Origin of the sequence: Streptomyces caelestis (genome assembly GCF_001279005.1) — a bacterium.
GTDB lineage: Bacteria > Actinomycetota > Actinomycetes > Streptomycetales > Streptomycetaceae > Streptomyces > Streptomyces heliomycini.
The window spans coordinates 82,627-101,592 of sequence record NZ_LGCN01000074.1 but is presented as its reverse complement, the minus strand read 5'-3'; the positions used below and the strand labels follow the sequence as shown (position 1 = coordinate 101,592).

Annotated in this window: 14 protein-coding genes and 2 pseudogenes; 9 read left to right on the top strand and 7 right to left on the bottom strand. The window is 74.4% G+C overall.

Going from position 1 to position 18,966, the window contains the following annotated elements; all coding sequences use genetic code 11:
- Positions 1–44: 44 nt before the first annotated feature.
- The 5 genes from ADK41_RS07320 to ADK41_RS07300 all read left to right on the top strand — a co-directional run bounded on the left by ADK41_RS07320 (position 45) and on the right by ADK41_RS07300 (position 7,171).
- The gene (locus ADK41_RS07320) at positions 45–536 is read left to right on the top strand and encodes an RNA polymerase sigma factor (RefSeq protein ID WP_030827003.1); all 492 of its coding nucleotides are present in this window, start codon (positions 45–47) and stop codon (positions 534–536) included.
- Positions 520–1,002 carry a hypothetical protein gene (locus ADK41_RS07315; RefSeq protein ID WP_030827000.1) on the top strand — a complete coding sequence of 161 codons (483 nt, stop codon included), beginning with the start codon at positions 520–522 and terminating at the stop codon, positions 1,000–1,002. Before ADK41_RS07320 ends, ADK41_RS07315 begins: the two co-directional genes overlap by 17 nt.
- Before the next feature lie 268 nt (positions 1,003–1,270).
- A complete protein-coding gene (locus ADK41_RS07310) occupies positions 1,271–2,254 on the top strand; it encodes a hypothetical protein (protein WP_030826997.1) in 984 nt (327 codons plus the stop codon).
- A gap of 58 nt (positions 2,255–2,312) precedes the next feature.
- Positions 2,313–4,175: an HSP90 family protein gene (locus tag ADK41_RS07305; protein WP_030826994.1), complete on the top strand. Its 1,863-nt coding sequence runs from the start codon at positions 2,313–2,315 to the stop codon at positions 4,173–4,175.
- Between the two features lie 2 nt (positions 4,176–4,177).
- On the top strand, positions 4,178–7,171 hold the full coding sequence (locus ADK41_RS07300) for a hypothetical protein (protein ID WP_030826991.1): 2,994 nt from the start codon (positions 4,178–4,180) through the stop codon (positions 7,169–7,171).
- 52 nt (positions 7,172–7,223) lie between these two features.
- Here ADK41_RS07300 and ADK41_RS07295 read toward each other — a convergent pair whose 3' ends face one another.
- From ADK41_RS07295 to ADK41_RS07285, 4 genes and pseudogenes are all read right to left on the bottom strand, one after another.
- Entirely contained in the window at positions 7,224–8,123 is a 900-nt protein-coding gene (locus ADK41_RS07295; RefSeq protein WP_030826988.1) for an NAD-dependent protein deacetylase, read from the bottom strand.
- A 37-nt stretch (positions 8,124–8,160) separates the two neighbouring features.
- Positions 8,161–8,645 (bottom strand): annotated as a pseudogene (locus tag ADK41_RS38880) (DUF664 domain-containing protein); the annotation flags it as partial.
- Between the two features lie 29 nt (positions 8,646–8,674).
- Positions 8,675–9,301 (bottom strand): class I SAM-dependent methyltransferase, encoded by a 627-nt coding sequence (locus ADK41_RS07290; RefSeq protein ID WP_030826985.1) that lies wholly within the window; start codon positions 9,299–9,301, stop codon positions 8,675–8,677.
- Positions 9,302–9,399: 98 nt separating this feature from the next.
- Positions 9,400–9,675: a hypothetical protein gene (locus ADK41_RS07285; RefSeq protein WP_030826981.1), complete on the bottom strand. Its 276-nt coding sequence runs from the start codon at positions 9,673–9,675 to the stop codon at positions 9,400–9,402.
- A gap of 424 nt (positions 9,676–10,099) precedes the next feature.
- Between ADK41_RS07285 and ADK41_RS07280 the strand changes: the two genes are divergently transcribed.
- The 3 genes and pseudogenes from ADK41_RS07280 to ADK41_RS40630 all read left to right on the top strand — a co-directional run.
- Positions 10,100–13,075 (top strand): glycosyl hydrolase, encoded by a 2,976-nt coding sequence (locus ADK41_RS07280; protein WP_420706763.1) that lies wholly within the window; start codon positions 10,100–10,102, stop codon positions 13,073–13,075.
- A gap of 584 nt (positions 13,076–13,659) precedes the next feature.
- Positions 13,660–14,025, top strand: a complete 366-nt coding sequence (locus ADK41_RS07275; protein WP_030826976.1) for a transglycosylase family protein — start codon at positions 13,660–13,662, stop codon at positions 14,023–14,025.
- A 63-nt stretch (positions 14,026–14,088) separates the two neighbouring features.
- Positions 14,089–14,373: pseudogene (locus ADK41_RS40630) on the top strand (P1 family peptidase); the annotation flags it as partial.
- A gap of 128 nt (positions 14,374–14,501) precedes the next feature.
- On the opposite strand, the gene sigJ reads toward ADK41_RS40630, so the two are convergent.
- A complete protein-coding gene (gene sigJ, locus ADK41_RS07270) occupies positions 14,502–15,458 on the bottom strand; it encodes an RNA polymerase sigma factor SigJ (RefSeq protein WP_037804291.1) in 957 nt (318 codons plus the stop codon).
- A 102-nt stretch (positions 15,459–15,560) separates the two neighbouring features.
- Between sigJ and ADK41_RS07265 the strand changes: the two genes are divergently transcribed.
- Positions 15,561–15,935, top strand: coding sequence for a hypothetical protein (locus ADK41_RS07265; protein ID WP_030826969.1), 375 nt, complete (start codon positions 15,561–15,563; stop codon positions 15,933–15,935).
- Positions 15,936–16,030: 95 nt separating this feature from the next.
- On the opposite strand, the gene ADK41_RS07260 is transcribed toward ADK41_RS07265, so the two are convergent.
- Both ADK41_RS07260 and ADK41_RS07255 read right to left on the bottom strand, forming a co-directional pair.
- Positions 16,031–16,792, bottom strand: coding sequence for a ZIP family metal transporter (locus ADK41_RS07260; RefSeq protein ID WP_030826966.1), 762 nt, complete (start codon positions 16,790–16,792; stop codon positions 16,031–16,033).
- Positions 16,793–16,863: 71 nt separating this feature from the next.
- Complete coding sequence (locus ADK41_RS07255; RefSeq protein ID WP_030826963.1) at positions 16,864–18,933, bottom strand: SpoIIE family protein phosphatase; 2,070 nt, start codon at positions 18,931–18,933, stop codon at positions 16,864–16,866.
- Positions 18,934–18,966 lie beyond the last annotated feature (33 nt).

Genomic DNA, 18,966 nt, shown 5'->3' with positions numbered 1-18,966 from the left:
GACCCGCTCCCCCGACACCCGTACCGTCCCGAGCATGGAGAGCATTGAAACGGTCCCGAGAGCAGGCGGCTTCCGAACTCTTCGCCGCCCTCTACCCGCGCCTCGCCGGCTGGTGCCGCCGGCTGGTCGACGACGACGAGACGGCCCACGAGATCGCCTCGGAGGCCTTCACCCGGCTGTGGGCCCGCTGGACGTCCGTGGCCGAACCCCGGGGCTTCCTCTACGTCACCGCGGCCAACCTCGTCCGGGACCACTGGCGCGCACTCGAACGCGAGCGCAGGACCGTGCACCGTGTGACCACCGAGACCGCCGTCCGCCCGCCCGCCGAACAGTCCGACCCGTCCGTCCGTCTGCTCGTGCGGTCGCTGCCGGAACGACTGCGCGTCCCGATCCTGCTGCACTACTACGCCGACATGCCGATCCGGGAGGTGTCCGCGGTGACCGGACGCAAGGAGGGGACCATCAAGGCCGACCTCCACGCGGCCCGCGAACTGCTCCGCGCCCACCTGAGGAGAAGCCTTGATCACACACGCTGACGAGGGTCCGGAGTTCGAGCCCGACGACCCCCTCGCCGTCGTCCTGCGGCCCGGCTCCGACTACCTCGGTCCGCCCCCCGGCCGGTTCGAGGAGATCCGCCGCGGCGCGGCGCGGCGCCGGCTGGTCCGTACCGCGGTCGGGGTCGGGGCCGGAATGGCGTGCGCCGTCGCCGCCCTCGTCGTGCTGCCCCCGCAGTCGTCGCCCCTGGACGCCCCGGTGTCCCCGACGGTCCCCCTCGCCCCGCCTCCGGTGAGCAGCCCTTCCGCCACACCCACCCCGTCGCCGTCCCCGGAGCCCACCGAAGCCCACTCCACTCCGACCGAAGCCCACTCCACTCCGACCGAAGTCCACTCCACTCCCACCGAAGTCCGCCCCACTCCCCGGGCCCCGACCGACGGCCCCGGGGACCCGGGGGCGAGGACACCCCCCCTCCCGGCCCGGGGTGAGCCCGGCGGCTCCCCGTGACACCCGCGCACATCCCCGCCGGGGCGCGGCGGCACGGCGGGGCGCACGCGCCGCTCGACCGGACCGCCGCGCTCCCGGTCAACCGGCCCCGACCTGGTGTTCTCATAAGGCCCGGCCGGCCTGACGAGGTCTGCCGAACACCGTCGGGGCGGGCGGCGGACCTCGCCGGCCGGATCGTGGAGCGCCGGTGAAAACCCTGTGGAAGCGGTGTCGGTGGGGTCGCTTATGCTGCACCGGATGATCACGCGGGACCAGGGGAGGACGCGGGATGTTCGGCAAGTTGTTCGGCAGGGAAGCGGAGAGACCGGCGGCGGATCCGTACGCGCTTCCCGCCCCGCGCAGGAAGAACGGGACGTACACGCTGCGCGCGCTCGGGGACACGCGCGTGCTCGCGCTGGTGGAGGCGGCCGACGCGGGGGAGTGGGAGGCGGTCAAGGCGGCACTGGCGCCCTTCGACCTCGGCCGCGACCACCAGGTCCTCGGTGAGCTGGCCGTCCTGGACGGTGTGCAGGACTGGATCGGCCGGGCCGTCGAGGAGGACAAGGAGCACCGGGCGACGGCCCTGCTGATCTCCGGGGCGCGCCACATCGGCTGGGGCTGGGAGGCGCGCACCGCCGCACGCGCCGCGCACGTCACGCAGGAGCAGTGGCGGGTCTTCCACGAGCGGCTCCACATCGCCGAGGAGCAGCTGCTGGAGGCCGCCGAGCTGCGGCCGGAATGGGTCACGCCGTGGCGTCAGCTCCTCACCTCCGGCCGCGGCATGTCGCTGGGCGCCGCCGTCAACGAGACCCGGTTCGACGCCGGACTGCGCCGCGACCCGCTGGACCTGGAGATCCACACCGAGTGGCTGGCCCAGCTGCAGCCCCGCTGGGGCGGCGAGCCCGGCCAGGCCCTGGCGTTCGCCCGGGACGCCCTCGCCCGCGCCCCGCAGGGGCACCGCCTCGGCTGCGTGATCGCCATGGCGCACATCGAGGAATGGGTCGAGTCGGACCGCGGAAGCTGTCTCGAAACCCTTGAGATCCAGGCAGAGTTGCGCGACGCGGCCGACCACAGCATCCTCCACCCGGACTACGCGTGGCGCCCGGGCTGGCAGCAGGACTTCAACATGTTCGCCATGGCCCTGTCGCTGGCCGGTGAGCGCCACACGGTCCGGCGCGTCTTCCGGACCCTGGACGGCGCCTGCACCAAGTGGCCCTGGACCTTCTTCGCGGACCCCGAGAAGGAGTTCGCCCGCCGCCACCGCCGCGCCTGAGCGCCCGCCGGCCCCGGACCGCCCGCCATCCGTCGTCCCTCCCACCCCGGACTGCCCGATGACTCTGCCCGAAACCGCCGCCGACCGCACCTTCCAGGTGGATCTGCGCGGCCTCGTCGACCTCCTCTCCCACCACCTCTACTCCAGTCCCCGCGTCTACCTGCGCGAACTCCTGCAGAACGCGGTGGACGCGCTGACCGCCCGGCACGCGCTCGAACCGGCCGCCCCCGCCGGCTCCTTCGGCGTCCGCCTGTACGCCGACGGCACGGTGGTACGCGTCGAGGACGACGGCGTCGGCCTCACCGAGGCCGACGTGCACACCTTCCTCGCCACCATCGGCCGCAGCAGCAAGCGCGCCATGGGGGTCCCCCCGGACGAGCCCATTCGAGGCTGGGGGAAGATCACCGAGCAACGCGACGACTTCATCGGCCGGTTCGGCATCGGCCTGCTCTCCTGCTTCCTGGTCGCGGACGAGATCCACGTCCTGAGCCGCTCCGCCCGCACCCCCGACGCGCCCGCCGTGGAGTGGCGGGGACGCGGCGACGGCAGCTACACCGTCCGCGTCCTGCCCGCCTCCGCCCACCCCCGGCCCGGCACCACCGTCACCCTGGCGCCCCGCGCCGACGCGGGCGAGTGGACCCGGCCGGCACAAGTGCACGCGCTGGGCCGGCACTTCGGCTCGCTGCTGCGCCACCCGGTGACCTTCGACGACGGCACGGGCGCCGCCTCCGTCAACCCCGAGCCCGCTCCCTGGGCGCGCACGTACCCCACGCCGGGGGCCCGCTCCCGCGCGCTGGCCGCGTACGGCGAGGAGGTCTTCGGATTCGAGCCGCTGGACACCGTCGAGCTGGACCTGCCCGCCGTGGGCCTGAAGGGCATCGCGTGCGTGCTGCCCGAGACGGTGCCGGCCGGCCGCAGTCACGGCCACCGCGTGCACGTCAAGGGCATGCTCCTGTCCGAGCAGGCCGAGGAGATCCTGCCCGAGTGGGCGTTCTTCGTCCGCTGCGTCATCGACGCCGAGAGCCTGCGCCCGACCGCGTCCCGCGAGTCCCTGTACGAGGACGACACCCTCGCCGCCGTCCGTGACGCCCTCGCCGAGCGGCTGCGCGCGTGGATCGCCCGGGCCGCCGCCAGCGACCCGGACCTGCTGGCCCGCTTCCTCCAGGTCCACCACCTGGCCGTGAAGTCGCTCGCCGTGCACGACGACGAGATCCTGCGGATGCTGCTGCCCTGGCTGCCGTTCGAGACCACCGACGGACACACCACCCTCGACGAGTTCGCGCGCACCCACCGCACCGTGCTCGTGACCTCGAGCGTGGAGGAGTTCCGGCAGGTCGCGGCGATCGCCTCCGCCGCCGGACTCGGCGTCGTCAACGGCGGCTACACCTACGACCGCGAACTGGTCCACCGGCTGCCCGAGATCAGGTCCGAGGCCACGGTCGCCGACCTCGACCCGGCGACCCTCACCGCCCACCTCGACCCCGTCGACCGGGAGACGGAACTGGCCGCCGGGGCCTATCTCGCCCAGGCCCGCGACGCCCTCGCCGTCTTCGACTGCGACGTCGCGCTGCGCACCTTCCAGCCCGCCTCGGCCCCCGCCCTCCTCGTCGACAGCCGCGAGGCCCGGCACGAACGCACCCGCTCCCGGCTCGCCCGCGAGCAGGAGGGCGGCCTGTGGGGCGACCTCCTCGGCGCCCTGCGCCAGGAGGCGCCGCGGGCCCAGCTGATCCTCAACCAGCTCAACCCGCTGGTCCGCACCGCCGTCGCCATCGACGAGCCCGAGCTGGCCCGCACCAGCGCCGAGGCCCTCTACGGGCAGGCCGCGCTGCTGTCCCGGCGGCCGCTCAGACCCGCCGAGTCGAGCCTCATCAACCGCTCCTTCCTCGACCTCCTCGCCCACGCCCTCCGCAAGGACAGCTGACGATGCCGACCGCACCCCAGACCACCGATGAGCTGTACCGGGCGCTCCAGGAGAACCACCGGCGTCCCTACGGCCTCACCCGCACCGTCACCGCCGAGGAACTCGTCGACGCCGCCGAGCGGTTCGCGGAACCCGTCCCGCTGGTCCGCGCGCTCTTCGAACTCCAGGAGGCGTACACCTACGGCTCCGAACCCCGGAAGTCACCCGTCGTCTTCGCCCGCCTGCTCACCCTCTTCGACGAGCAGCCGGACGTCTTCGACGACCGCATGCGCCACACGCTGTTCTGGCGGTTCAAGTGGGTGGCCAACGCCCTGCGCGCGCTCCCCGAGATCCCGCTGGCCGGCCTGCGCCAGTGGCTGACGGAGATGCGCGACCGGTACGAGAAGGCGGGCCTCGGCCTCCAGCCCTACTACGGACAGGCGTACCAGCTCGCCGCCCACGTCGGCGAGGACACCGCGCTCGCCTACGAGCTGTGGGCCGGCCGCGCCCGCACCCGGCTCAGCGACTGCGAGGCCTGCGAGATCTGCGAACGTGCCCTGTACCACCTGGCGGCGGGCGACGACGAGCGGGCGCTGCGCGCCTGGGAGCCCGTGCTGGCCGGAAAGGAGTCCTGCCAGGAGGAGCCGGCCCGCTCCTTCTCGTACGCGCTGCTGCCCCTGCTGCGGGCCGGCCGCACCGACCAGGCACGCGAACTGCACCTCGCCGGCTACCGCGGCTGCCGCCGCAACCCCTCGATGGCCGGGGAGGCCGGGCGGCACCTGGAGTTCTGCGCGCTGACCGGCAACGAGGCACGCGGCCTGGAACTCCTCGCCGAGAACCGGAACCTGTTCGACGAGGTGGACTCGCCGCGCGAGCGGTTCGACTTCCTCACCGGCGTGGAGGTCCTCCTCCAGCGCGTCGAGCACCTCGGCCACGGCGCCCTGCCCGCCGCCGGCTTCACGGGCCGCACCTGGACGGTGAGCGACCTGCACGCCGAGGTGCGGGAGCGCGCCGACGGACTCGCCGCCCGCTTCGACGCCCGCAACGGCACCACCGCCCACGCCGACCGCCGCAAGGCCCGCCTCGGCCGCGCCCCGCTCCTGGACGCACTGGAACTGACCCTGCGCGCCCGCACCCTCGACGACGTGGCCCCGGCGGCCCCGGTCGCCGCCCCCACCGCCCGGACGGCCCCCGCCGTCCCCGAGTCGCTGCCCGAACTCATCCTGCGGGCACGGGAACTGGACGAGCAGGGACACCCGGACGCGCGGGCCTGCTGGGCACGGCTGCGCACGCTCGTCGCCGCCCGCGGCTACACCCACCCGGACGACCCGGCCGCGGGCCCGCTCGTCCAGCTGCACGCCGATCTGCTGGACGACGAGGCGAGCCGGGCCGGCGAGAAGGACGAGTTCGCCGACGCCGCCGCCCTCCACGAGGAGGCCGCGGGCCTGTACGACGACGCGGGGCAGCCGGGTCACGCGGCCCTGGCCCGTGCCTGCGCCCTGCTCGCCACCGCGCAGGATCCCGCGCAGGATCCCGCGCAGGATCCCGCGCAGGATCCCGCGCAGGATCCCGCGCAGGATCCCGCGCAGGAGGCCGACGGAGCCGAGGCGAAGGCCGCCGCGCTGACCGCCGCACACGCGTCCATGGTCCGCCTCCACGAGGAGACGTCCGGCCTCACCCCGCGCCAGGAGGCCCGCCTGCTGCGGCTGCGGGCCACCGCGCTCGGCATGCGTCTGCAGACGTCGGGAAGCGAGGAGCACATCGCGCCGGTCCTCGCGGAGGTGGACCTGCTGCACGCCTTCGCCACCCGGCACGACGTCGACGCCCAGATTTCCGGGGCCCTGCTGCTGCGGGCCACCACCCACGCCCTGTCCGGCGACCTGCCCGCCGCACTCACCGGGACCGACGGCGTCCTCGACCGGCTCAAGGAGCACGGCCCGGCCTGGCACCTGCCCCGCGCCCTCGCCCTGCGCGGCCGGCTCCACCTCGGCCTGCACAACGCGCAGGCCGCGTACACGGACCTGGCCGAGGGGCTGCGGCTGGCCGCCGACTGGCCGGCCGACACGGTCGACGCCTCCCGTCTCCACAGCGATCTGGCCGGGGCCTGCCTGCACCTGGGCCGTCCCGACGAGGCGCTGCGGCACCTGACCCGCTCCGCGGAGATCGATCTCCGCCTCGGCAACCGGTTCGACGCGTTCTGCACCTACGGCAACGCGGCCCAGCTCAGCCTCGACCTCGGCCGGGTCGAGGACTGCATCGCGCTGCTCGACTCCGTGCTCGCCGAACCGGACGTCACCGCCGGGGAGCTGGACGACCGGCTCGTCGCCCAACTGCGTCTGACCCGCGCCCGCGCGCTGCACGCGGGGGAGGACCTCAAGGCCGCCACGGCGGAGTTCGTCGCCCTCGCGGCCGAGTCGGCCGGCTGGGACGACGACCCCGGCAGCCACGCCATGATCGCCGCCGAGACGGCCGTACTCCTCGGCGAGTCCGGCGAGTTCGGACGGGCCCGCGAGGCCGTGGACCAGGCCCTCGCCGCCCACGCCGAGGACCCGCGCCATGAGCAGCTCAGCAACTGCCTGCGCGAACTCGCCCGGCTCCAGGCGGAGCGGCAGGGTCCGGAGGGCCTGGCCGGCGCCCGCGCCTTCCTCGCCGACGCCGGCCGGGTCGCCGACGAGGCCCGCGCCGCCGGGTACGAGGCCCACGGCCGTCCGCTGGACGCCGCCCTGGCCTACGAACACGGACGGGTCAACGCCTACGCCGGTGAGTACGAGGACGCCCTGACCGCACTGGAGAAGGCCCTCGCCCTGCTCGGCGAGCCGGGACAGGACCGGGAGCACGCCGGCGAGTGGGCCGAGTGCGTCCGCCTCGCGGGCGCCGTGGAAGGCGTCTACCTGGAGCGCACCGCCCCGGCCCTCACCCGTCTCGACGCGGCGGTCTCCCGCCTCACCGCGCTGGGCCACACCGAGGGGACCGAGCCGCTGGCCTCCCTGGCGGCCCGGCTGCGCGACGAGAAGTGACACGGCGGGCCTGACCCGTTCGGGGACCGCGGGCGGGGACGGGGGCAGCCGCTCAGGCTGCCGTCCGGCCGTCCACCGGGACGCCCAGCCGGTCGGCCACGGCGGTGAGGGCCGTCCCCAGGGGGAGCGCGACCCGGGTGACGGCGTGCCGGTCGCCCCGGGTCGGGTCCCGATTGACGATCAGCACCGGTGTGCCCGCCCGGGCGGCCTGACGGACGAACCGCAGCCCGGACATCACCGTCAGCGACGACCCCAGGACGAGCAACGAGGAGGCCTCACGGACCAGCGCGCGGCAGTGCTCCACCCGCGGCGGCGGCACGTTCTCGCCGAAGAACACCACGTCCGGTTTGAGGACGCCGCCGCAGAGCGCGCAGGGCGCCACCCGGAAGTCCCCGACCTGTTCGTCGGTGAGGTCGGCGTCACCGTCGGGGTTGACGCCCGCGGCCACCGGCGCGAAGCCCGCGTTGGCCTCCTCCAGCCGCCGGGCGAGTTCGCGGCGCGGGCTGAGGGCGCCGCAGGAGAGGCAGACGACCCGGTCCAGGCCGCCGTGGAGCTCCACGACGTCCTCGCTGCCGGCGGCCTGGTGCAGACCGTCGACGTTCTGCGTGATCACACCCGAGAGCAGGCCGTGCCGCCCGAACGCGGCCACGGCCCGGTGCCCGGCGTTGGGCAGGGCACGGTGGAAGGTGCGCCAGCCGAGGTGGCTGCGCGCCCAGTACCTGCGCCGGGCCCGGTCGCTGCCGGTGAAGTCCTGGTAGGTCATCGGTGTGTGGCGGCTCAGGCTCCCGCCCTCGCCCCGGTAGTCGGGGATGCCCGACTCGGTGGAGATGCCGGCCCCGCTGAGCACCAGCACCCCGCCGGCGCCCAGCGCCTCGGCGACCGGCTCCGGATCCGTGGAGCCCGGCGGCAGGCCTTCTTCGGGGGTCCAGCTCAGAGTGGGGCGCATGCGCATGCCGCCAGGGTACGGTGCCCGTTCTCCCGGACGGCCGGCGTCCGGTCGCCCCGTCGATCGGTTCACGGAGCACGTCCGCGTGGCCGGCGTGGCGGCCGGTCTCCTCGATCATGCGGGTGAGCGCCCGGCGGACGCCCGGGGCGGGACCGTTCGACCGGGGGCGGGGAACCGGCGCACCGAGGCCGGCGCACGCGTCGAGTACGTCGTTCGCCCGGGCGACCGCCTGCCGGCAGCGGGTGACGACGTCGGCCGCGCCGTCCGCGGGCGCGGCGTGGAAGGCGGCCCGCCGGTCGGCGACCCGGTCCCCGGGGAACGTGGCCCGTCCGACGAAGGCGAGGTGGTCGAGCAGCCCGAGCAGGTTCGTGCCCGCGGGTACTCGGGCAGTCCTGGCCCGCGGTTCGGGGGCGTCCTCGACCTTCGCGGAGACGGAGTCCCGCAGGTGGCCGAGGAAGCCGCGCAGGACCTCGGTCCCGCTGTCCCGGTGCGGGGCGGCGGGGTGTCGCCCCGGCCGCCGCGGTGCACGGTTCCTCCTCGTGCGGGGCGGGGCCGGCTCAGGCCGTGCGGCGGACGATCAGGACGTGGTCGGTGACCTCGGCGGTCCGCCCGTCCGGTCCGGTCGCGACCCGGCGGGGCGAGTCGGCCCGCTCGACCGTCCACGCCGCCGGGTCCAGGCCGATGCCCGAGGCGACCTCCCGCGGGGCCGGGTACCGGACGTCGGGGTCCTGGTCCCACGACCACGGAGCGGTCGAACCGTGGTCGACCACCAGCAGCCGTCCGCCCGGCCGCAGGGCGTGCGCGGCCCTGTGCAGGACGGCCGCCCGGTCCAGGTCGAGGGGAGTGTGCAGATAGTGGGCGCAGACGGCGTCGAACGCACCTTCCGGGAACGATTCCCGCAGGTCGTGCCGCTGGGCGGCGATCCGGTCGGCCAGGCCGTGCGAGACGGCGAGTGAGGTGAGGCGCTCGACCGCCACGGACGAGACGTCGACGGCGGTGACGCGCCACCCCCGGCGGGCCAGCCACAGCGCGTCGCCACCGGCGCCGCATCCGAGGTCCAGCACGTCACCGGGCGGCAGGTCCGCGAGGATCTCGGTGAGGCGTACGTTCGGCCGCGGATCGCCGGCCGCCGGCCGGGCCGCGTGAACGCCGTTCCAGAACGTGATCGCGTCGGTGGTACTCATGTGGGGCTCCTTCTGCCGGGGGACGCGTCCGAGTCTCACCCGACCCCCGTGGTCCGGCACGAGATGTTGCCGTTCCGGCAAGATGCCCGGTGGGGCCTTCACCCGAGAGCCTCGTAGGCGGACGGCGGATGGACGAGTTCGGGGTGCTCCACCGTGTACCGGTCACCGTGGATCGTCAGCATCGCCCAGTGCCAGGCCTCGTCCTGGAAGACCAGGCCGCGACAGGCGTGGTCCGCCGGCTCGTACGGGTGGCACTCCAGGGCCGCTTCCGTGGCTCCCGCGGGCGTCGGACCGCCGTGATGCCGCATCACCCACGCGAAGGCACGCCGCTCGGCGTGCAGGTGATCGAGGTACTCCGCCTCGCTCCATGTCATGGGCAAAACCCTACGGGTCGGGCTCAGCGGGCTGCGGCACGTCCGTGTGCGGAAGCGAAGGGAACGCCCCGTACGAGCCGGCCGCAGGCCGGCCGGTACGGTGCGCGGTCCCCGGCAGGCCCGGAGCCGCCCGCCCCGACGCGGACGCGCCGGCGCCGCCCTCGTGCCGGTGCGTCCGCGAACGGGGGGGCGGGGAACCCGGCCGGCGGAAGGCGCCGACGGTCACGCCCGCGAGTCGCGCACCCCGTCGACGCCGCCCGCGCCCCTCACCGGTTCCGGGAAACACCTCGCGTCCCACACCTTGACCCGTCCGAACCGCGCGGTTTAGCGTTCCCGCGTTTGATAGTGATTGAAACGATTCAATACACATGAACTTCCCTGGGGTGCACTCATGTACGACGAATCCGTCCCGCAGCGTGGCGGGATGTCCAGGCGCACGGTCCTGGCCGCGGCGGTGACCGCGGGGGCCGCGGCCGCCCTCGGCGCGGCCTCACCCGGCGCCGCCGCGGCTCCCGCCGCCCAAAGCGCCGGGCCGACCGCCGACTGGTTCGCCGCCCCCGCCCGGTCGGTGCGTCCGAAGTTCCGGTGGTGGTGGCCGGACGGTCTCGTGGACCCGGACGAGATAGCCCGCGAGATCGACCAGATCGCGGACGCGGGCTTCGGCGGGGTCGAGATCGCCGCCGTCCACCACAGCATCAAGGACAAGTCGCTGCTGGACACCGCCCGTCACGGCTGGGGAGGCGGGCCCTGGCGCGACGGCGTCGAGGCGGCCCTGCGCCGGGCGGCGAGACGCGGCCTCACCGTGGACGTCACCCTCGGCCCCAGTTGGCCCGTGGCCGTCCCCGGCATCACCCCCGACGACGAGGCCGCAGCCAAGGAACTCGTCCACGGCCGCGTCCCGTTGGCCGGCGGCGCCACCTACGAGGGACCGGTGCCCCCGCCCGTGCGCGAGGCCGCCCCCGGTGTCACCGCCGCGCGTCTCCTCGCCGTGCAGGCCGCTCGTGTCGAGACCGCCCACTCCACCCGCAAGGAGACGGGACTCGACCCGGACAGCGTCCGCGACCTGACCGCCGAGGTCACCGACGGAGCCCTGACGTGGACGGCGCCCGCCGAGGGCGAGTGGGTGCTGCTCTCCTACTGGCAGCGGGGCTCGGGCCAGCAGCCGGAGTCCGGACCGCACTCCGCCCCCGCCGCCTACGTGGTCGACCACTTCGGCGCGGCCGGCACCGCCGCCGTCACGGACTTCTGGGAGCGCCGGATCCTGACCGACTCCCTGCGGCGCCTGCTGGAGGCGGCGGGCGGCGCCTTCTTCGAGGACTCCGTGGAGATGGAGACCGAGGGACTCGTCTGGACGGAGCGGCTGCCGCAGGAGTTCGAGAAGCGCACGGGCCGTCCCCTGCTGCCCCACCTGCCCGCCCTCGTCCTGGACGACGGCAACCAGGTGTTCGCCTTCGAGGCCCAGCTGACCCGGCAGATCAGGCACGACTTCTGGGGCACGGTCTCCGACCTGTTCAACCGTCACCACCTGCGCGCGCTGCGGGACTGGGCCCACACCCTGGACATGACCCTGCGCTCGCAGCCCTACGGCCTGCAGACCGACGCCATCGAGTCCGCCGCGATCCTCGACATCGCCGAGGGCGAGTCCCTCGGCTTCAAGAACCTGGACGACTACCGGTGCCTGGCCGGCGGCCGGGACATGGCCGGGCACACCGTGCTCTCCTGCGAGTCGGGCGCGTACAACGGCTCGGCCTACGGCACGACCTGGGACCGGGTCCTGCGCACCATGGGCGGCGCGTACGCGGCGGGCGTCAACCAGACCGTCCTGCACGGTTTCTCCTACGCCAAGGCCCCCGAGGCCCGGTGGCCCGGCTTCGCCGCCTTCAGCCCCTACAACGGCAGCCCCGGCTACGGCGAGTCCTGGGGGCCCCGGCAGCCGACCTGGCGGCACGTCGAGGACGTCTCCGGCTACCTCGGCCGCGTGCACCAGGTCCTCCAGGCGGGTACGGTCCGCGCGGACGTCGCCGTCTACCGCCAGACCGGTTACACCGCCACCGGCATCGGCGCGTCCTGGTTCACCTCGACCGGTGTCCCGCTGGGCTGGACCCACCAGTTCCTCAGCGGTCCGCTGCTGGACCTGCCGAACGCCAAGGTGTCCGGCGGCCGCCTGGCCCCCGACGGCCCGTCCTACAAGGCGCTGTTCGTCGAGGGCGACTTCTTCCACGGCTCCACCCCGACCCTCGCCCTGGCCGACGCCCGCAGACTGCTCCGCTTCGCCGAGGCCGGGCTGCCCATGGTGTTCCTCGGCGCCTTCGACCAGGCGCTCACGCCGGGTGTGCCGGCGTCCGGGGAGACGGAGCGGCTGCGGGACGTGCTGGCCCGTCTGCTCGCCCTGCCCCACGTGGTCCGCGTCACCGACAAGACCGCGGTCGGCGACGCCCTCACCGCCCTCGGCGTCAGCCCCGACGTCCGCTACTCCGCCTCCTCGACGCTCCTCAACGCGCACCGCGTGACGGAGGAGGCGGACTTCTACTACCTGTGCAACGGCAAGCACGCCGAGACCGTCAAGCCGCCCGTCGCCGCGATCGACCACGACGTCACCCTGCGCCGCACCCGCGGCCGCCGGTCGGTGCCCTACCTCCTCGACCCCTGGACGGGCAAGGCCGCACGGGTGGGCCGGTACACGCAGCAGGGCGACGAGGTCACCCTGCGCGTCGCGCTCCGGCCGGGCCAGACGGCGATCGTCGCGCTGGGGCGTCCGGGACTGTTCGGGGACCGGAACGGAAACCGTCCGCACGCGGTCTCCTCGGACGCCGACGAGGTGCTGTTCACCCGGGACGGACTCACCGTGCGGGCCGGTACGGCGGGTACGTACCGGACGGAACTGTCCCAGGGGCGCACGGTCACCACCACCTTCCGGTCCGTGCCCGCCGCGATCGAGCCGGACCGGTGGAACGTCGAGGTGGAGGACTGGGTCCCGGGCTCCGACGCCACCCGGACCGAGAAGGTGCGCAAGAATCTGGTACTGGACACGCTGCTGCCCTGGTCGAGGATCCCCGAACTGGCGGACTCGGCCGGCATCGGCCGCTACCGCACCACCGTCGTGCTCCCGCGCGACTGGACCTCCGACCACGGCGCCTTCCTGGACCTGGGACAGGTGAGCGACACCTTCCGCGTGACGGTCAACGGCAAGGAGTCGGGTCCCGCCGACCGGATGTCTCCCGTCATCGACGTGGGGCCGCTGCTGCGGCGCGGCGAGAACACCATCGAGGTCGAGGTGGCCACACCGCTCGTGAACCGCCTCAGGACGACCCGTCCGGAGGTCTTCGGCTCCCTCGCCCGCCAGGACCACGGACTCGTGGGACCGGTCAAGCTGGTGCCGTACGCGCAGACCACCATCTGACCGGACGATTCGGTTCCCTCTCTCCGGATCCCATGACGAGGCAGCCGCTGTGCGGACGGTGCGTGCGCCGGTCCGCACAGCGGCTGCCTGCCCGACGCCCTCAGCCCCGGCTGCCCCGACCGGTCCGGCGACCGGACCGGCCCGCAGCCGGCGTCGGCCGCGTTCGCGCTCTTTGAGGTCCGGCTGCTCGACGGTCCCCTCCTCGCCGGCGTGCGCCGCGCCTGAGCCCGTCCGTTCTTCGTCGGCTTCGACCGGCTGCCGCACACCTTCCGGCCGAACACCGGGCCTGCTCCGCCCAGGGAGACCGGGGCGGCCCCCACGCCGAGGTGGCGCGCGACCCGCCCGGATCCCGTGGGACGCGGGTCCCCGAAAGGGCCCGAGGGACCGGCAGCACGTCACCGGAGGCCGGCCGCCTCGCGAGGAGGGCGCCATGACGCCGGCGTCCCCGCCGCGGTGCCGGACCGTGCTCCGCGCGTCGCCCGGCCGGAGCGACACCGCGAGACGGAGGGACCGCTTACCCCGTCCGGGCCAAGGGGAGGGCCGTCGGCGCGCCGTCACGCGGTGGCACGGTGTAACAGTTCTCTATGACCTGTAGACGAGATACCTCCACGGGCCACGTGCGGAACACGCGTGTGAGCCGGATCAGGACCGCTGTGATCGTCCTGGTCGCCGCGACCGCCCTGGGCACGACCACCGAAGCGATGGCGTCCCCATCGGCTCCCCGAGGGACCGACTGGGACGCCATCGCCGCGTGCGAGTCCGGCGGCGACTGGCAGGCGAACACCGGCAACGGTCACTACGGCGGCCTGCAGTTCACACAGTCGAGCTGGGTCGCGGCCGGCGGACTCGAGTACGCCCCGCGCGCGGACCTGGCGACCCGCGGGGAACAGATCGCCGTGGCCAGACGCCTGGCCCGTATCCAGGGAATGTCGGCCTGGTCCTGCGCCTGACCCTCCGCCCCGCGGCGGCGAGCGTCGATCCGGCCGGGGACGCCCCCGGGCGGGGCGGGTCGCGTGACGTCCACTCCGCTGGAGGACCCGGCTCCCGCACCGTCCGCGCCGGGCACCCGCCACCGGGCCCTTCGACGCGATCACCGAGGTGCCGGGCGTCCGCGTCGGCCACGTCACCGTCCGCCGGCCCCCGGCGCGCACAGCGGGGTCGCCGCCGCCCGCCCCCGCACATCACCGCCCGCGGGCGCTTTCACCGGCACCGGTCACGGCGAACTCATCGGCACGACCCGCCTCGCCGAACCCGGCGCGCCGAAGACGCCGGTGCCACTCACCTCCACGCCGTCGGTCCTCCGCGTCGCCGGCGCCCTCGTCGGCCGGATGCCCGAACGGTCCGGTCGCCGTGGGCGAACCCGCTGCCCCCACCCGGTCCCGGCAAGGCCGGAGCCGTACCCCTCGACGCGCGGCCGCGGCGCCGATCACGACAGCGGCCCGCCGGCGACGACCGCGCGCACCCCCTGGCCCTCCCGCGCCCACGGTCGCAGCTTCTCCGGGTTGCGCACCACCCAGACCCGGGTGACGTGCCCGTCGGAGACGTCGAAGGACGCCACGGTCACGACGGCTCCGCCGCGCCGGGCCACCAGGCCGGGAACACCGTTGACCGACCGCTCCAGGAGTTCGAGTCCCGGAGCCCTGTCGGCGACGGCGACCATGTACCGGGCGATGCGCGCACCGCCCTCCACCGGACGCAGGACGGTGCCGACCATGCCGCCGCCGTCCGCGGTCATCACCGCGGACGGGTCGAGGAGACCGACGAGAGCCGTGATGTCCTTGGTCTGCCAGGCCTCTTTGACGTGCCTCACCACGTCGCCCCGGCCGGTCGCCGGCGCCGGGGCACGCGCGGCGCCCACCCGCCGCCGGGCGGAGGCCGCCAGTTGCTTGCAGGCCGCGGGGGTCCGGCCGAGAACGCCGGCGATCTCGGCGAACGGGTACCGGAAGACGTCGTGCAGGACGAACGCCACCCGCTCGGCGGGCGTCATCGACTCCAGTACGACGAGGAAGGCCATGGCCACCGACTCGTCCAGGACGATCTGGTCGGCGGGGTCCGGGGGCACGGTGGGGTCCGCGCCGCCCGACCGGGCCCACTCGGTGCGATCGGGCAGCGGCTCGGGCAGCCACGCGCCGACGTACCGTTCACGGCGGGCCCGCGCCGAGCCGAGCAGGTCCAGGCAGATGCGGCCGGTCACCGTCGTCAGCCAGGCGCCGGGGGACAGGATCTCCTCCCGTCTGCTCCGCGGCAGCCCGTACCAGCGCGCGTAGGCGTCCTGCACGGCGTCCTCGGCCTCGGTCAACGAACCGAGCAACCGGTAGGCGACATTGATCAGCTGACGTCGCTCGCCGACTGTCCCGTCCGTGCTGTTCCCGGCACTTCCCATGCTTGTGGCCGCCCCCTCGCCTTACCTTTCGCGGGCCCGCGTCGTCGGTCCGGTGAGACCTTATCGATCCACCGCCCGAGGGCGGGAAAAGGGGACTGTGACATGACCACTCAGGTGACGACCACGACGGACGCCCGGCGCGGCTCCTCGTTCCTGCGGATCGCGATCGCCCTGCAGACCCTGACCATCTTCCTCCAGGCGGTCTCCGCCGGACTGCTGCTCGGCTCGTCCTACGGGGAGACGCCGCACAGCGTCGGAGCCCGTGTGATGTACGGGGCTTCGATGCTGTACGTGCTCGCGGCGGTACTGGCGTGGAAGCCGGGCGGTGGCTCACCCCGGCCCGTCTGGCACGCGTCGGGTTTCCTCGTGCTCGCCTCGGTCCAGGTCGTCCTCGGCATCGCCCACGTTCCGTCGGTCCATCTCCCGCTGGGCGTCCTGATGTTCGGTCTGAGCGTGCTGGCGCTGTCCCGGCGCTGAGGCCCGGCGGGAGGCCGCCGGGACCGGCCGGGCCGCGTTCGGCGGACCACCCGCCCGGACCGGCAGGAGGAGGGCGGCTCCCGCGTCCGGGCGGCTCAGCCGTGGGAGAGGGCGAAGGACACCAGGAAGCCGCTCACGGTCACCAGCCCGATGGCCAGGTGGGCGTCCTCGAACGCCTCGGGGATCATCGTGTCGGCGATCATCGCGAGGATCGCCCCGGCGGCCACCGCGGTCACGGCGGCGATCACGGCCGGGGAGAAGTCTCCGACCACCGTGTAGCCGAGGACCGCCGCGAGGGTGCTCGCGGCGGCGATGGCCGCCCACACCCCGAAGACGTAGGCCTTGCCGCGGCCCGCCTTCTTCATGCCCGCCGAACTGGACATCCCCTCGGGGACGTTGCTGATGAACACCGCCGCGACGGTCACCAGGCTCACCGCTCCGCCGTCGAGCAGACTCACGCCGATGACCGCGGACTCCGGTACGCCGTCGAGCAGCGCCCCGAAGGCGAGCGCGAGGCCGGAGCCGGCCTGCCCGCTCTCGGACGGCTGCGCCTGCTCCCGCCGGTGACCCGAGCGCTTGCGGTGCCGGGCGCCCCGGCGGGCCAGCCACATGTTGCCCGCGGTGTAGGCCACCGCGCCGGCCAGTGTGCCGACGGCCGCCGGAGCCAGTCCGGCCTGGTCGTAGGCCTCCCCGACCAGTTCGAAGCTGACGGCCGACAGCAGCACCCCGGCGCCGAAGGCCATCACCGTCGCGATCACCTTCTGCGGGATCCGCAACCCGTATCCCAGCGCCGCCCCGACCAGCAGCGCCGAGCCCGCCACCAGTCCCCACCAACCCGCCTGAAGCACTTGTGCCATGGAAGACCGGTACCCGTCACGGGCCATGTCACCGGCTGACGGCGGCGGAGCACGGTCGCCTCCTCGCCGCGTCAGCCACAGGGACTGATGAGGAGCAGGGCGATGTCGTCGCCGGGGGTGGGGGAGTGGCGGATGAGGGTGTCGGCCATGGCGTCGAGGTCCGCCGGGTCCGTGTGTTCGAGGAGCCCGGCGAGGGCCGCGGTGGCGTCGTCGAAGTCCACGCCGGGAGCCTCGACGAGCCCGTCGGTGTAGAGGGCGAGCACGCATCCGGGCGGCAGGGGGACCTCCATGGCCGGGTAGCGGGAGTCCGGCTCGATGCCGAGGAGGAGACCGGGGGGAACCGGGACGACTTCGGTGTGTCCGTCGGCGTGACGGAGCAGGGGTGGCGGATGGCCGGCGGTGGCCACGCACGCGCGGCGGGTGGCGAGGTCGAGGTGGACGTAGACGCAGCTGGTGAACAGGCCCGGCTCGAGGTCGGTGAGCAGACGGTTGGTGCCGGCCAGGACCTTGTCGGGGGTCGAGCCCACGGTGGCGTGGGCGTAGACGGCGGTGCGGACCTGCCCCATGAGCGCCGCGGCGTCCACGTTGTGGCCCTGCACGTCGCCGATGGTGGCGCCGACGGTGTGCTCGTCGAGGCGGATGAGGTCGTAGAAGTCGCCGCCGATGCCCAGGCCCCGGGCCGCCGGAAGGTAGCGTGCGGCGACCTTCAGACCGGGGATGTGGGGAAGCGTGTGCGGCAGCAGGGCGGACTGCAGGCGGTGGGCGAGGTCGTGTTTGGTGTCGTAGAGGCGGGCGCGGTCCAGGGCCTGCCCCACCAGGCCCGCCATCGAGGTGAGGATGGCGCGTTCGCCGGGCGGGAAGGCGCGGGGCCGGCGGTAGGAGAGGAGGAGGGAGCCCTTGGGACGACCGGAGGCGATCAGCGGCAGGACGGCCCAGGCGGCCATCCCGTCCTCGTGCGTCGTCGCCGGGTAGTCACGCCGGAGCTCGGCGAAGTTCATGAAGAAGCACGGGACGCCGGTGGTCAGGACCCTGGCGGCGGGGATGTCCTCGCTCAGGGGGAGGCTGTCGAAGCGGGCGATGAGTTCGGCGCTGTAGCCGCGGTGGCCGAGAATCCTCAGCCTGCCGTCCTCGGGGGCCATCAGCACCATGCCCTGGGCGCCGAGGGCGGGCAGCAGCTGGTCGGCGGTCTGGTCGGCCACGTCCTGTACGCCGACGGCCTCGGTCAGTGTGGCGGCCAGCTGCATCAGCTGGTACAGCAGGACGGCGCGGCTGGGACCGGTGGCCGGCGCGGCCGGTGCGGCGGGAGCGTCCTTCGACGGATCGGCGCCGGTGATGCGGACACTGACCCCGGAGGGGTCCGGGTACAGCTCGAACGCCAGCCACGTGTCCGGGGGACGCAGGACGGTGAACGTCTGCGGCCGGTTGCTGACCAGCGCGGCCCGGTAGCGGTCCTCGACCTGGGGGACGTCCATCCACGGCAGCGCTTCCCAGGGCAGGGCGCCCACCAGCTCGTCCGGACCGACGCCGAAGAGATCGACGGCGGTGGGGGTCACGAAGGTGATGCGGCCGTCCATGTCCAGTGCGCAGGACCCGCCGGGCAGGCGGTCGACGAAGGCCGTGATCGCGGCCGCCTCGTCGGGCGGGACCGTGCGCCCCTTCGGCAGGGGCAGGGGCAGGGTCCGCGGCCGGCCGGTGGGCAGCAGCGGGTCCCCGCGGTCCGCGGACTCCTGGAGGAGGCTGCCCAGACGGCGGCAGCCGGACTCGATGGCCTCGCGCTCACCGGGACCGAGCTGCGGGGAACGGGTTCCGGACCACAGCAGCACCAGTCCGCCCAGGACCGCGGCGCCCGACGTGACCGGGGCGGCCGAGAGCGCGAAGTCGTACGGCAGCACGAGGGCCGGCCGCGGGTAGCGGCGTGCCAGCTCCTCCTGTCCGCTGATCCACACCAGGCGCCGTTCGCGCACGGCGTCCGCCACCGGCATCGGATCGGTCAGCGCGATCCGCCGCCACGGACTCGCGAGCTCGTGCGGGGCTCCCGCCACCACGACCAGCCACAGGGCGTCGTCGCCCGGCGGCAGCACGTACAGCAGCCCGCCGTACGCGCCGCTCTCCCGCACCACGGCAGCCATCGCGGTTTCCATCAGCCGCCCACCTGAACCTCACCGACTTCCCGG

Excerpts from the sequence above, each read along its gene's own strand:
- ADK41_RS07310 (WP_030826997.1), top strand. The coding sequence starts at position 1,271 with ATGTTCGGCAAGTTGTTCGGCAGGGAAGCGGAGAGACCGGCGGCGGAT.
- ADK41_RS07305 (WP_030826994.1), top strand. The coding sequence starts at position 2,313 with ATGACTCTGCCCGAAACCGCCGCCGACCGCACCTTCCAGGTGGATCTG.
- ADK41_RS07300 (WP_030826991.1), top strand. The coding sequence starts at position 4,178 with ATGCCGACCGCACCCCAGACCACCGATGAGCTGTACCGGGCGCTCCAG.
- ADK41_RS07295 (WP_030826988.1), bottom strand. The coding sequence starts at position 8,123 with ATGCGCATGCGCCCCACTCTGAGCTGGACCCCCGAAGAAGGCCTGCCG.
- ADK41_RS07290 (WP_030826985.1), bottom strand. The coding sequence starts at position 9,301 with ATGAGTACCACCGACGCGATCACGTTCTGGAACGGCGTTCACGCGGCC.
- ADK41_RS07285 (WP_030826981.1), bottom strand. The coding sequence starts at position 9,675 with ATGACATGGAGCGAGGCGGAGTACCTCGATCACCTGCACGCCGAGCGG.
- ADK41_RS07280 (WP_420706763.1), top strand. The coding sequence starts at position 10,100 with ATGTCCAGGCGCACGGTCCTGGCCGCGGCGGTGACCGCGGGGGCCGCG.
- ADK41_RS07275 (WP_030826976.1), top strand. The coding sequence starts at position 13,660 with ATGACCTGTAGACGAGATACCTCCACGGGCCACGTGCGGAACACGCGT.
- sigJ (WP_037804291.1), bottom strand. The coding sequence starts at position 15,458 with ATGGGAAGTGCCGGGAACAGCACGGACGGGACAGTCGGCGAGCGACGT.
- ADK41_RS07265 (WP_030826969.1), top strand. The coding sequence starts at position 15,561 with ATGACCACTCAGGTGACGACCACGACGGACGCCCGGCGCGGCTCCTCG.
- ADK41_RS07260 (WP_030826966.1), bottom strand. The coding sequence starts at position 16,792 with ATGGCACAAGTGCTTCAGGCGGGTTGGTGGGGACTGGTGGCGGGCTCG.
- ADK41_RS07255 (WP_030826963.1), bottom strand. The coding sequence starts at position 18,933 with ATGGAAACCGCGATGGCTGCCGTGGTGCGGGAGAGCGGCGCGTACGGC.